The 13,098-nt window shown below is 28.7% G+C and carries 13 protein-coding genes; 7 read left to right on the top strand and 6 right to left on the bottom strand.

Annotated features, from left to right (window positions below):
* Positions 1 to 105: 105 nt before the first annotated feature.
* From dltA to LQK79_RS02870, 6 genes are all read left to right on the top strand, one after another.
* A complete protein-coding gene (gene dltA / locus LQK79_RS02895) occupies positions 106 to 1,632 on the top strand; it encodes a D-alanine--poly(phosphoribitol) ligase subunit DltA (RefSeq protein ID WP_231015458.1) in 1,527 nt (508 codons plus the stop codon).
* Positions 1,629 to 2,792, top strand: a complete 1,164-nt coding sequence (gene dltB / locus LQK79_RS02890; RefSeq protein WP_231015457.1) for a D-alanyl-lipoteichoic acid biosynthesis protein DltB — start codon at positions 1,629 to 1,631, stop codon at positions 2,790 to 2,792. Before dltA ends, dltB begins: the two co-directional genes overlap by 4 nt.
* A gap of 34 nt (positions 2,793 to 2,826) precedes the next feature.
* On the top strand, positions 2,827 to 3,063 hold the full coding sequence (dltC, locus tag LQK79_RS02885; protein ID WP_053241796.1) for a D-alanine--poly(phosphoribitol) ligase subunit DltC: 237 nt from the start codon (positions 2,827 to 2,829) through the stop codon (positions 3,061 to 3,063).
* 1 nt (position 3,064) lies between these two features.
* The gene (gene dltD, locus LQK79_RS02880) at positions 3,065 to 4,246 is read left to right on the top strand and encodes a D-alanyl-lipoteichoic acid biosynthesis protein DltD (protein WP_231015456.1); all 1,182 of its coding nucleotides are present in this window, start codon (positions 3,065 to 3,067) and stop codon (positions 4,244 to 4,246) included.
* A gap of 438 nt (positions 4,247 to 4,684) precedes the next feature.
* Complete coding sequence (locus tag LQK79_RS02875) at positions 4,685 to 5,755, top strand: glycosyltransferase family 4 protein (protein ID WP_231015454.1); 1,071 nt, start codon at positions 4,685 to 4,687, stop codon at positions 5,753 to 5,755.
* On the top strand, positions 5,736 to 6,761 hold the full coding sequence (locus tag LQK79_RS02870) for a lysylphosphatidylglycerol synthase transmembrane domain-containing protein (protein WP_231015452.1): 1,026 nt from the start codon (positions 5,736 to 5,738) through the stop codon (positions 6,759 to 6,761). The genes LQK79_RS02875 and LQK79_RS02870 overlap by 20 nt, the downstream gene beginning before the upstream one ends.
* Before the next feature lie 61 nt (positions 6,762 to 6,822).
* Here the strand turns inward: LQK79_RS02870 and LQK79_RS02865 are convergent, their stop codons facing one another.
* The 3 genes from LQK79_RS02865 to LQK79_RS02855 all read right to left on the bottom strand — a co-directional run bounded on the left by LQK79_RS02865 (position 6,823) and on the right by LQK79_RS02855 (position 8,459).
* Complete coding sequence (locus LQK79_RS02865) at positions 6,823 to 7,047, bottom strand: BhlA/UviB family holin-like peptide (protein WP_231015451.1); 225 nt, start codon at positions 7,045 to 7,047, stop codon at positions 6,823 to 6,825.
* 1 nt (position 7,048) lies between these two features.
* Positions 7,049 to 7,603, bottom strand: a complete 555-nt coding sequence (locus tag LQK79_RS02860) for a sigma-70 family RNA polymerase sigma factor (RefSeq protein ID WP_231015450.1) — start codon at positions 7,601 to 7,603, stop codon at positions 7,049 to 7,051.
* A 403-nt stretch (positions 7,604 to 8,006) separates the two neighbouring features.
* Positions 8,007 to 8,459: a flavodoxin family protein gene (locus tag LQK79_RS02855; protein WP_053241791.1), complete on the bottom strand. Its 453-nt coding sequence runs from the start codon at positions 8,457 to 8,459 to the stop codon at positions 8,007 to 8,009.
* A 309-nt stretch (positions 8,460 to 8,768) separates the two neighbouring features.
* Between LQK79_RS02855 and LQK79_RS02850 the strand changes: the two genes are divergently transcribed.
* A complete protein-coding gene (locus tag LQK79_RS02850; RefSeq protein ID WP_231015449.1) occupies positions 8,769 to 10,121 on the top strand; it encodes an MATE family efflux transporter in 1,353 nt (450 codons plus the stop codon).
* 158 nt (positions 10,122 to 10,279) lie between these two features.
* On the opposite strand, the gene LQK79_RS02845 is transcribed toward LQK79_RS02850, so the two are convergent.
* From LQK79_RS02845 to LQK79_RS02835, 3 genes are read right to left on the bottom strand one after another with little or no spacing between them, the layout of a single operon-like run.
* Positions 10,280 to 11,068, bottom strand: coding sequence for a GDSL-type esterase/lipase family protein (locus LQK79_RS02845; protein ID WP_231015448.1), 789 nt, complete (start codon positions 11,066 to 11,068; stop codon positions 10,280 to 10,282).
* Positions 11,069 to 11,080: 12 nt separating this feature from the next.
* Positions 11,081 to 12,079, bottom strand: a complete 999-nt coding sequence (locus LQK79_RS02840; protein ID WP_231015447.1) for an ABC transporter permease — start codon at positions 12,077 to 12,079, stop codon at positions 11,081 to 11,083.
* A gap of 16 nt (positions 12,080 to 12,095) precedes the next feature.
* Positions 12,096 to 12,998 carry an ABC transporter ATP-binding protein gene (locus LQK79_RS02835; RefSeq protein ID WP_231015446.1) on the bottom strand — a complete coding sequence of 301 codons (903 nt, stop codon included), beginning with the start codon at positions 12,996 to 12,998 and terminating at the stop codon, positions 12,096 to 12,098.
* Positions 12,999 to 13,098: the final 100 nt, after the last annotated feature.

Raw genomic sequence — 13,098 nt, 5'->3', positions numbered from 1 at the left:
TTATGACATAATTGTATCATTTTTTCCTTAATATTGAAAATAAAACTTTATTGAAGTATAATAACTGTGTTTGCACAATTGTATCAATAGAAAGGATTGATTTTATTGAATTTAATTGATACTATAGACAAAGTTTGTATTGAGCATAGTGAAAGTATCTGCGAAATATACAGAAATTCAACTTTAACGTATGGTGAATTAAAAAAGCGTTCAGATGCACTCGCAAAGTATATAATATCAAACTATGGGGAAGACAAATCACCTATAGTTATTTACGGTCATAAAGAACATGAAATGCTGATTTCATTCTTAGCTTGCAGCAAATCCGGACATGCATATATTCCAATAGACACTACCTTTCCTAAAGACAGGATAAAAGATATTATTGAAAGTTCCAAACCAAAATTATTTATTAATATAGGAAACATTGATATTGATAACTTTCAAGGTAAAATACTATCACCAGAAAATTTAATTGATATCTTCAATAAATTTTCTGGTTTGAAACCAGCTAAAGCATTCTTTATTAAAGACAATGATGTTTATTATATGCTATATACTTCTGGAAGTACTGGTAAGCCTAAAGGTGTTCAAATTACTTATAAGGCTTTAAAAACATTTATTGAATGGTTTTTACCATATTGCAAAACTAGTGAAGATAAAAGCGTCTTTTTAAATCAAGTTTCTTATTCTTTTGACGTATCAGTAATAAGCATATATATTGGTCTCCTTCTCGGAAAAACATTATATGTAATAGATAAAAAAATGACTGCAAATTTCAAGGATCTATTTGAAAATTTAGCTATTTCTAAAGTAGCAATGTGGATATCTACTCCTTCATTTGCTGAAATGTGCGTTGTTGATAACAGTTTCAATAAAACTCTACTACCAAAACTTGAAAAGATGTTTTTTGCCGGTGAGGTTCTATCAAAAAAGCTTGTTTCAACCCTTTACGAAAGGTTTGGAGATATTTCCATAATCAATGGATACGGTCCAACAGAAGCCACAGTTTTAATAACTGCTATAGAAGTAAATAAAGATATGCTTCATAGTAAAGATTCTATCCCTATAGGATATGCTATGAGCAATTCGAAAGTAATATTAGTTGATGACACTGAAAAAGAAGTTAAGGAAGGTGAAAAAGGTGAGATATATGTAATAGGTGATAATGTAAGTATTGGCTATTACAATAATGAGAAAATGACAAAAAAGCACTTTTTCATTACCCAAAGTGAAGCTGGTATTAAACATGGTTATAAAACTGGCGACTTAGCATACAAAAAAGATTGTGTATTTTACTACTGCGGAAGAAAAGATTTTCAAATAAAATTAAATGGATTTAGAATAGAATTAGAGGATGTTGAAAATAATCTAAGAAAGCTAGATTACATAAGCAATGCTATTGTTTTGCCTGTAAAACATGAAGATAAAGTAACATATATTGCAGCCTTTGTCACCCTAAACAAACATATTAACGAAAAGGAATTTAAAGTAGCTATGAAAATAAAAAATGATGTTGGCAAATTACTTCCTTCATATATGATTCCAAGAAAAATAAAAATACTAAATAAATTTCCAATCAACACAAATGGTAAAATAGATAGAAAATCTCTTCAGGAGGACTTAAAATGACGCCTTTTGAACACGGTATATTTTTCTATATTCTTTTTGTTTCTTTAGTCCCTGCTATAGTTCTTGGTCTTGTTAGTAAAAGGCTAAAGTATTATGGAACTTTTTTAAGTTTATTTATGGTATTTTTATTTATAGGAAACGATAAGAAACAGCTGATAAGTTTTGCAGCCTTCTACGTGTTTCAAGTAATATTAATTAAACTTTACTTGCTGATTAGAAGACAAACAAGCAATGCTTGGCTTATGCGTTTATTTGTTCTTCTTAGTATATTTCCTTTGTGCATAGTTAAATTCAGCCACTTTTTTACTTCTTCAACAATAGGTTTTATTGGTATTTCTTATATTACCTTTAGGACAGTCCAAGTAATTTTAGAAACACATGATGGACTAATAAAAGAAATCAAGTTAATCGATTTAACCTATTTTATTTTGTTCTTTCCGAGCATTAGTTCAGGTCCTATAGATAGAAGTAGAAGATTCGAAAAAGATATAAATAAAACTCTTACTAGACAAGAATACGTTGATTATATGGGAGCTGGTATTTTCAATATTTTTAAAGGGATTGGATACAAATTTATTTTGTCCAATTTAATTTATAATTACTGGCTTTCAAAAATACCTTTATCCTTTAGCATAAGCCATGTACTTCAATGCATGTATGCATATAGTTTATACCTTTTCTTTGATTTTGCAGGATACAGCTCAATGGCTATTGGCACTGGATATTTTCTTGGTATTAGGCTTCCAGAAAACTTTAATATGCCATTCTTGAGTAAAAGCATGAAAGAATTTTGGGATAGATGGCATATGTCATTATCATTTTGGTTTAGGGATTTTATTTACACAAGGTTTGTAATGACTTCTATGAAACATAGATGGTTTAAAAGTAGATATACATCCTCATATTTAGGATTTATGATTACAATGCTTACTATGGGAATATGGCATGGAACCTACTCTCATTATATAATTTATGGATTTTACGAAGGCATCTTACTTGTTTTAACCGACTATTATCAACGAAAAAGCAAGTTTTATAAAATTCATAAAAAAGAAAAATGGTTTATGGCTTTGTCAATCTTTATAACATTTAATATAGCTTGCTTTGGATTACTGATATTTTCGGGATATTTAAGTACTTACTTACAAAATTTGAGATAGTAAATTTACAAGAATTAAATTGGAGGGATTTTAAATGAAAGAAAAAGTATTAGAAATTCTTGAACAAATATGCGGCACCGATGAGGTGAGAAATGACCTTAATTTAAACTTATTTGATGATGGCTTATTAGATTCACTTGGTGTTATAGAGCTTTTATTAGCTATTGAGGATAAATTAAAGATATCAATACAACCAACAGAAGTAACCCGTGAACAAATTTCAACTCCTAAAAAAATAATAGATTACCTAAACTCTAAAAAAGGTGAATAGCATGCGCAAATTAAGATCATTTATTATAGCTAGCATAATCATAATTATATCTGTATTTTTTGTAAACATATTATTCCAAAAAATTATAAAAGATAATCTTTCAATTTGCTTTATAAGATTATATAATGACATAAAAAATGAAAGTACATTTATTCAAAAAACTGAAACAGATAAAAAGAATGTGTTTATGCTTTATGGTTCTTCTGAACTTGGCAATACAGAATTAACAGAAAATCCAATTAAATATTTTCCAAAAAAAGGAGCAAATTTCATCGTTTCTCCTATAGGAAAAGGATATATGCAAGATTTATCACATGTCATAAAGTTTTTAGCTAATCCAGCTTTAAAAGGGAAAAAAGTTGGTTTTATAGTATCACTACAGTGGTTTTTGGACAAAAACGGTACACCAACCGATAACTTTCAAATGAATTTTTCTGAACTTCAATTTTATGAGGCTATGAAAAATAATTCAATTTCTAGTGATTTAAAAAAGCAAATATGCAGAAGGATATACTTACTTATATCAAATAACTCATTTTACTCTGACGCAGCTACATATGCGAAACTTTACAGCAGCAATACTTTAACATCTAAGATTAAATTTACCTTACTTAAACCTTATTTTGATTTAAAATGCTCTTTACTTAAATTTTCTAACACTATAAAATTATTAAAGTTAGAAAAAAACTACAATGCTAAGTATAATGTAAAACTTTCTAACTTAACAACAATAGATGAAAAAAAAGATCTTGAGGATGCAGAAAAACTTGGAAGTAAACTAGCCAATAATAATTCATTTTATATATTAAATTCTTACTATAATGAATTTCTAAAAAACAATCTTGGCAAAATTAAAAATCAAAGCAAAAATGTAAAGCTTACTGACTCAAAAGAATATGATGATCTAGAAATTCTTTTGAAAGTTTGTAAAGCCAATAATATCAAGCCTCTATTTATATTAATGCCGGTAAATGCTAGATATTATGATTATACTGGAATAAATAAAGATGCGCGAACTGCATTTTTTAATAAAACCAAAAAATTCATATCCAACTATGGTTTTGAAGTTGTGGATTTTCAAAGCCATGAATATGAAAAATATCTTATGGAAGATGGAATGCACCTTGGCTGGAAAGGATGGTTATATGTCAATAAAGAAATTGCTAAATACTATAGCAAATAATTATGTGCTTTTTTTCCTGATAATTATGGTTGCCTTACTTGTTATGTTTGTTTTTACACCTTCCTCTAACATACCATATGTTTATAGTAATTTCTAAAAAATAAAAGCGAAGAATGCAGCTATTTCTTCGCTTTTATTTTTTAAAAGGTTATGGTCTCATAAAATGTACCCATTACAAACATTTAAGAAAATTTTAAGAATTACGTTAAAAGAAAATAAGAATTAAGCTTTATAATATTTATATACTTAATATTATAAAGCGTTAAATGTTTGTATTGACACATGTACAGAATTAGTGTACTATTTATATAGAACACTAATATAATTATCTATTATGTATAATTTTAATATAATTGAACACTATAAATTTACAGTATATATTTAATACTATTTTACAATAATTTATCTTAAAGATAAATATTGAAAGGGGTTTTACAAATGCCAACCATTAACATGCTTTCTTCGGCGGATAAAGTAAAAGGTCAAGGCGTATTATCAGCATATATTGAACAGGTTAATTTAGTAAAAGAAGGACTTAAAAATAATTACGACGTTAAAGTAAATAAATTTAAATTTTGTAATATAATGCATTATCACACTATAGATTTTAAATTTTTTCTTAGTATACCATTTGCAAAAATGCTCGGAACAACTGTTGCTTATGTACATTTCGTACCTGAAACTGTAGACGACAGCATAAATCTTCCTCGTTTTGCAAAGTCGATATTTTATAAATATATAATCTGGTTTTATAAAAGCGTAGATCATCTTGTAGTTGTAAATCCTTATTTTATTGATATATTAAAGGATTATGGCATACCAGAAGATAAAATTACATATATTCCCAATTTTGTATCCGATGATAATTTTTATAGGTATGAAGATAAAAAAATAGTTTCTTTAAAAAACAAATATCATATATCTCAAGATAAATTTGTTGTATTAGGTGTTGGTCAAGTTCAAACAAGAAAAGGCATCAATGATTTTATAGAAACTGCTAAAAAACTTCCTGATGTACAATTTTTATGGGCAGGTGGATTTTCTTTTGGGGCTATAACAGATGGTTATAAAGAACTTAAGAAAGTAGTTGAAAATCCTCCAGCTAATGTTAAATTCCTTGGAATTGTAGACAGAGACGAAATGAATGCCTTGTATAATATAGCGAATATGATGTTTTTACCTTCATATAGTGAGCTTTTTCCTATGTCTGTCTTAGAAGCTTTATCATTAAAGATTCCAGTTCTCCTAAGGGATTTAGATATATACAAAAATATACTTTTTGATTATTACCTAAGGGGCAGCTCAGTAAATGATTTTTGTAATATTATAGAAAAAAGCAAAAATAATGCTACCTATTATAATGAATGGTGTAATAGATCTGCTGCATGTCACGAGTTTTATTCTAAGGGATATATATTAAAGCAGTGGAAAAATTTCTACGACGATATTTGTTTTGAAAAAAATAAAGTTAAGTCCAGGAGTAAGTTAGATGCAAAACAAAATATTTAATTTAATAGTTGTAGTATTATCTGCATGTATACTTTTATCTTTCTTCGTTTTTACCAATAATACTCATTCTTTGCTGGTAACTTTAAGATCCGTAAATAAACTTTGGATTATTATAGCATTAGTATGCATGCTTATATTTTGGCTTTTAGAGGCAATTATATTACATATTATTACGACTATCCTATATAATACACACAATTTATTTTATAAATCAATAAAATTTGCAATGATCGGTCAATTCTTTGGTTCACTTACACCATTTGCCTCTGGAAGCCAACCTGCTCAGCTATATGCAATGACTGAGTATGGTATTCCAGCTGGAACTTCAGGCTCTATATTAATGATAAAATTTATAATACATCAAACAGTTTTTACTATATATTCTTTACTTGTTATGGTACTTAAATTTTCTTATTTTCAATCAAAGATAAAATACTTTATATACTTTGCATTAGTTGGTTTTTCCTTTAACACGCTTATAATAATTATTGCATTTCTTTTTTCCAGTAATGATAAGTTAACTAAAAAACTTTTACTAATTATTTTAACTGTACTTTCAAAAATTAGATTAGTAAAAAATCCACAACAAAAATATGAAGATATTGAAAAAGAACTAATGAGCTTTCATAAGAATTCCGCAATTATTGGTAAAAACAAATTGGTATGTTTAAATGCTAGCATTCTTACCTTTATACAATGGACAATTTTTTATTCCATACCATATTGTGTATATAGAAGCTTTGGCTTTAATTCCGCTGGTATTTTCACTATGATTTCAGCCCAAATATTTTTAACTATAATTATGTCATGTGTACCTCTCCCCGGCGGTGAAGGTGCAGCCGAAGGTGGCTTTTTCATCATATTTAAATTGTTTTTTCCTCAAAATCTTCTTTTGCCAGCTATCTTTTTATGGAGAATACTTTCCTATTATTCATGCATAGCAGCTGGCTGCTTATTTGCATTTGTAAAATCAAGCTCTTCTAAGATAAAACCTAATAAAGCCTAAAAATAGCTTTGTTTTAAATAAGTGTAAAAGTCAACATTTATTTAAAGCAAAGCAAAAAAATTTATCTACGAAAATTTCTTTTAATTTCTTTAAAATCTTTTTCACTGCTATCAATTGCACCAAATTTATTAATAAGTTTATTTATCAAATTGTAATAACTCTTTTCTCTTTCCTCTTGTTTTATATCCCTTTTTTCCTGTGCCTTTAATATATAGAAAATAAGAAGAACTGATAACAGTGCCCATATGCCTTGAGATGCAGCTAAATTAAAAATTTCATTTTCCATACTACCACCTCCTTGCACTAATATTCTTACACCCTATATATCTTCTCATATTATCTAATCCTCTGTTTTTAGTTCTATTTACTGACTGTCTTGATATCTTTAAAGTCTTAGATATATCTTTATCGCTATAATCTTTAATAAATTTTAATATCAAAACTTCTCTTTGGGTTTTTGATAACTTGTCCAGTAGTTCCCAAACAAATATCTTATCATCTAAATCTATATTTTCACTACTCTTTATATTATTTAAATTTAAACTAGTCTCATTCAAATATACTCTATAATACTTTTTAGATAAGTATATATACCTATTTTTTATGGCTGAAGCAATATACCCAACGAGAAATTTATCACTTTTTAAATTTGCATTTGTACATACAGGTATTTTTTTTATTATCTCTATAAGAGAAATAGTTAAATCTGAGCTAGCATCATCATATTTTAATAAATAACTGTATTTTTTTATCAGCGGTTTAAACTTATTTATTATCAACATGATAGCCTGCTTATCATTACTTTGAGCATCATTAACCACTCTGTAAAAACCGTCTGACATGAGAAGCCGCCTCCGCTTTTACCTTATTTTTAGCATTTCATTAAAAAGCTCATTACATCGCAAGATATACTTTAAAGAAGTAGTTTTGATATGAATTTAAAGAATAATTGTATTATTAATTGAAGAGACTTTAGAAATTTATTATTTAAAAGAATATTAAAATTTTTATATAATATTTACTAACAATCTTAAAAATGCTATTTAATAAAAAAATTAAATCTACACTTTGAACACCTCTTTTTAAATTAAATATTTTTCTTTACATTAAATAATAACACTTTAGCACATTTTTTGTAAACTTTTATTTATCTGTATCTTTCTACATTTTCACCCTTTTATTTTGTAAATAAACTACTTGAAAATAAAAAACACTGAAGTTTTACCTCCAGCATTAGCTGCACTTTTATTCATATAAGCTTAATTTCATTGCAAATTCTCTTGCTTTTGAAATATCATCCTCATTTGGTCTTCCCTTTGCTATTCCTCCTATTAGCTTAAATGGTCCGTATGTGTCAAATCCCTTGCACGCAAAGCTGCCAATCACTTTAAAGCCCTTTTCAGTGAACTCTTTCTTCAGTGAATCGTTATATTGTTCTCTTCCTTGTCCGCTTGTTGAAAAAACAAAGGTCTTTTGATTGTTTCCACCTCTTATTTTCTTTATTAATTCTAAAATATTTTTATGAAATTTACCATAGTATATTCCAGAACCAAATCCTATTAAATCATAATCCTTTAAACTATCAATATTTACATCATTTGGTCTTTTGAGCTCTGCTTTTAAAACTTCTGCCATAACCTTAGCAATTTTTTCTGTATTTCCGTGATGTACTGATTCATAAATTATAAGTCTTTTCACAGCTTTCACCCCTTTAATTAATTATATAATGACATATATCTTTATATACATTATACAGTAAAATTAAGTTAATAACATTTCTTTTCTAATCATCTTACATAGTAAAACTAATAGTATTCAGCGTAGCTGACATCATATAAGTTTCAAGATTTACCTGAGTGAAACGAAATGTAAATCCACATTCACTCTACTCTGTACTCTGAGTTAAATTCTTTAATATATTTACTTCATATACATTATAAGATACAATCTAAAAAATAAAGTATGATATAATGTTGAAGTACATTTTTTAGGGGGGACAATCACATTATGAAACTAAAAAAAGAAATCATTTTTGATGTTTTAAAGATAGCTCTACCTGCTGTTTTCGAAATGACACTATACACCATGATTGGAGTTTTTGATACCATGATGGTTGGACAATATGGTGGAGATTTAGCAGTAAGCAGCGTTGGTTTAAGCACTGAAACTATATATACATTTTCAAACATACTTGTAGCTAATGGTATTTCCATTGGTATATCTTCTTTAGTTGCAAGAAAAATTGGTGAAAAAAAAGACAAGCTTGCAGAGGAATATGCTACTTTAGGGTTTTTGTTTGCGTTCATAATTTCCATATTTGCCTGGTTTATATTGTTTTTCTTTTCAACACATTTATTTAGAGTAATTGGAACTCAGGAAAATATAATAACTACAGCAACTCCTTTTATAAAAATAGCATCAATTGGTATATTTTTCAATATGCTTATGAATAGTTTAAATGCTTCTCTGAGAGGCTGTGGAAACACGAAAACACCTTTAATTGCATCAATTATAGTTACCTTAATAAATTTAACTCTTGACTACATACTTATCTTTGGTAACTTTGGAGTACATTCCTTTGGCGTGACTGGTTCTGGAATAGCTACCTGTACTGCTCAAATAATAGGATTTATATTCATCTTCTTTTACATACTTAAATATTCAAAAACCAAAGTTAGAATTAGTTACATTAAAAAACTTAATATTACTATGGTTAAAAGCCTTTTAAGACTTTCCCTTCCAGCTTCCTTGCAAGAAGGTTCCCTTAGTATAAGTAGATTAATAAGTAATTTTTTTATTGTTATACTTGGAAGTTTAGCCTTTGCTGCAAATCAAATAACAACTTCAATAGAATCTATATCATTTATGCCAGGTTGGGGCTTCGCCATAGCTGCAACAGCACTTGTAGGCCAAAAGTTTGGTGAGAAGGATTATGAAAAAGCTAAAGAATACGCCTATTCATCACTATTTTTAGGCACTTTTATTATGCTTATATGTTCAGCCATATTTTTAATGCTTCCTAGTCAACTTGTTTCATTGTTTATAAATTCTAATGCCCATCAAGTAATTAATGAGGGTACTTTATGCGTTATGATTGCATCAATAGAGCAGCCCTTCATTGCCCTATCAATGATTGCTGGTGGAATTTTAAAAGGAATCGGTGATACAAAAACTCCCTTCAAGGTTTCCATGATATCAAGCTGGCTTATAAGAATGCCTCTTATGTTTATATTTATCCACATAATGAGATTATCTGTAATGTATGTGTGGATAATTACTTCTATTCAGTGGATATTTGATGGGACTTTAATATTTATTTTATTTAGAAAAAAATTCAAAAAACTAAGTGAAGGATTTTAATGTAGCTAAATACTTATCTGACACAATGAATCTTCTTAGAGCCTAAATCGTAAGCAGGCTTAGAAATTCAATAATTAATAGTTGTATTTCTAAACCCTGTTACATTAATCTTCCATGACCTCGTGGCCTTCTTTTCTGCTTGCTTTTGGTTTTGACTGTTACTTAACCACTTCTTCTATTCTTTTAGAAATTGCTTTATATCCGCTGCCGTTAGGATGAAAATTATCTATTGTGAGATATTCTTTAGAATTATATTTAAATAAATCATAAGTCGGTATAAATACACTGTTAGAATCATCTGCTATAACATCTTGAGTTTCCTTATTCCAATCATTTATTAGCTTTACTTTATCCGAGCCAATATTATCTCCAAAAGGGTTATACAAGCCTATAAAAACAATTTTACAATTTTTATTTTGCTGCCTTATTGTTTCAAAAATACTTTTTAAATTACTTAAGTAAATATCCTCAATTGTTTTAATCTGAGCGGCTTGCGAAACAGCATCATATCTTCTAATCTTACTTATCTCATTTCCTCCTATAGATATAAGTATAGTATTTGAATATTTGATTAGGCTAGCAGCATTCTTGCTCCTAACTATTTCTAGTAGTCCAGTTGAAATATCTCCATTAACTCCTAAGTTATCAAGTTTAACCTTCTTAGAAGTTTTCTTTTTAACATAGTCCGCAAAATATGCTGCAAACCCTTTATTAGTTTCATCCCCTGTACCTTTTGCAAGTGAATCTCCAAGAACCAGTATATTGTAATAATCTCCTTTAGGTTTAGATATACTTTTAACCGCTGCTACTTCGCTAATACTCTTTTTAATATCCTTATCTTCAACTTTACCTGTTGTAAGCAAGATTGAATTTCCAATTCCCCACATTGACACAACAATCACTAATATTGATACTACTGCCACAAAATATAAAATTATTTTTTTCATAACTTCTCACCCCTAAACAAGTACATCTCTCCTAGTAAATGCAAAAAAACTAATTATAAGTGAAGTTACAATCCATACTATAAGTACACACATAGAAGAAACAAGGCTCATACCTGGCACACCTTTAAAATTTCCCGTAAGGTATTGAGAAGTTTGAAGATTTACGGCAAAAAAGTATTTTGCAAAAGGCCAATCAGTTAAAAATACTCTTAAGAGACTGCCACCTATAAGACCTGCCATCATTATTCCTATTGATGCCGCTGTACTTCTCACTAAAATTGATACCATAAAGGCTATTGTAGCTATTACTGCTGCCTCAAAAAAATTCAAAGAACAAACTAGCAGTAAATACTGCCACTGATAAATTTGTACAACACTAGAGGCATTTACTACTCCATTTACAACCTTATATCCACTTATAACTGGCTCCATAAAACCAAAATCTTTAAAGGTAAATTCAGAAATCCCCAGAGAAACAACAGCAGATAAAAAAACTACAAAGGCTGACATTAATATAAGCGCAGTATATTTGCTTAAAAGTATTTTCCACCTAGGTACTGCACGTGTGAGCAAAACCTTAATAGTTTTTGATGAGAACTCGCCAGATACAATATCTCCTGCAAGTATTATTATGAGAAGAGGTAAGAGCATTAAAGCTGATTGTTCCATAAGTTCTGATGTAAACTTAGAAGCAGATATAGCTGCAGGGCTTATATTCTTTTTTAAATAATACTTATATTGCTCAAGCTGTATTTTCATAATTCTTTCATCAGATTTTTTTACATTTTTATAAGAAAGCTTATTTTTTATATCATCAATTTGCTGATTTATAAGCGGTTTCCAATTGTAATTTTTACTTTGATTTTTTGTATATCCCTCTATGGTTCTCTTATACCTTACATTTTGACCATAGGCAAAGGCACTTGTTTCAAGTATCAATATTGCTAAAATGAGAATCAGCTTTTTTTTAAATAGCATCTTTATGATCTCATTTTTAATAAGTTTTACCAAATTCCTCTCCCCCTCTCTAATTTTCCTCTGTAATGTTTAAAAATAATTCTTCCAAGTTCTTGCGCTTGTTATCTACAAATTTAAGTTTTAACCCTTCTTTTATAAAAGAAGCGTTAATTTCAGCGACCTTATTTTCATCCACTACTGCTTCAATTTTACTGCCTCTTATTTTTCCTTTTATTCCCCAATTTTTTTTCAAAATCTCAATTCCCTTTTCATTGTCATCAAGTTCAAAAAAAGTTTCCTTTGTTCTCAAAAGTTCTTTTACGGACGCATTTTTAAGTACTGCTCCGTCTTTAATAATAGATACTTTGTCGCATATAAGTTCAATTTCAGCTATAAGATGACTTGATATTAGTACAGATATCTTTTCTTTTTTAGAAAGTTTTCTAATAAGATTTCTAAGTTCATTTATACCCGCAGGATCAAGTCCATTAGTAGGCTCGTCTAAAATAAGTAATTTAGGATGATTCATAAGTGCCTGTGCTAATCCCATTCGCTGCTTCATTCCAAGTGAATATGTATTTACCTTATCATTAATATGCTTCTCCATATCAACCAGCCTTACCGCTTCTAGAATATCCTCCTTAGTGATATTTTTCTCCATAGCAGCAAGCATTTCTAGATTATCCATACCACTCATATAACCATATAAATCTGGGCCTTCTATTATACACCCTACGCTTGACATTGCTTTCACATAATCCTTAATTATAGAGTAACCACAAACTTCTATTTTACCTGAAGTTGGCTTTGAAAGTCCAACAATCATTCTTAGAGTTGTAGATTTTCCTGCTCCATTTGGACCCAAAAATCCTAAAACCTCTCCTTCTTTTATCGAAAAACTTATACCTTTTATAATTTCCCTACCATCTATGATTTTATGTACATCTTCAACCAATAAAACTTCCCTTTCCATAATACACCCCCAGTCTTGTAGCCAATTTTCAATTCACCATATTTTTATTATGATTATTTTTTTCTATAATATCAATGTTATTTATATGAATTTTATATTA

Origin of the sequence: Clostridium guangxiense, from assembly GCF_021043395.1 — a bacterium.
Taxonomy (GTDB): Bacteria; Bacillota; Clostridia; order Clostridiales; family Clostridiaceae; genus Clostridium_S; species Clostridium_S guangxiense.
This window is presented reverse-complemented; position numbering and strand designations above follow the sequence as displayed.

What these genes read in the sequence shown, in the direction of transcription:
- dltB (WP_231015457.1), top strand. Translation starts at nt 1,629, where the DNA reads ATGACGCCTTTTGAACACGGTATATTTTTCTATATTCTTTTTGTTTCT.
- dltC (WP_053241796.1), top strand. Translation starts at nt 2,827, where the DNA reads ATGAAAGAAAAAGTATTAGAAATTCTTGAACAAATATGCGGCACCGAT.
- dltD (WP_231015456.1), top strand. Translation starts at nt 3,065, where the DNA reads ATGCGCAAATTAAGATCATTTATTATAGCTAGCATAATCATAATTATA.
- LQK79_RS02875 (WP_231015454.1), top strand. Translation starts at nt 4,685, where the DNA reads ATGCCAACCATTAACATGCTTTCTTCGGCGGATAAAGTAAAAGGTCAA.
- LQK79_RS02870 (WP_231015452.1), top strand. Translation starts at nt 5,736, where the DNA reads ATGCAAAACAAAATATTTAATTTAATAGTTGTAGTATTATCTGCATGT.
- LQK79_RS02865 (WP_231015451.1), bottom strand. Translation starts at nt 7,047, where the DNA reads ATGGAAAATGAAATTTTTAATTTAGCTGCATCTCAAGGCATATGGGCA.
- LQK79_RS02860 (WP_231015450.1), bottom strand. Translation starts at nt 7,603, where the DNA reads ATGTCAGACGGTTTTTACAGAGTGGTTAATGATGCTCAAAGTAATGAT.
- LQK79_RS02850 (WP_231015449.1), top strand. Translation starts at nt 8,769, where the DNA reads ATGAAACTAAAAAAAGAAATCATTTTTGATGTTTTAAAGATAGCTCTA.
- LQK79_RS02845 (WP_231015448.1), bottom strand. Translation starts at nt 11,068, where the DNA reads ATGAAAAAAATAATTTTATATTTTGTGGCAGTAGTATCAATATTAGTG.
- LQK79_RS02835 (WP_231015446.1), bottom strand. Translation starts at nt 12,998, where the DNA reads ATGGAAAGGGAAGTTTTATTGGTTGAAGATGTACATAAAATCATAGAT.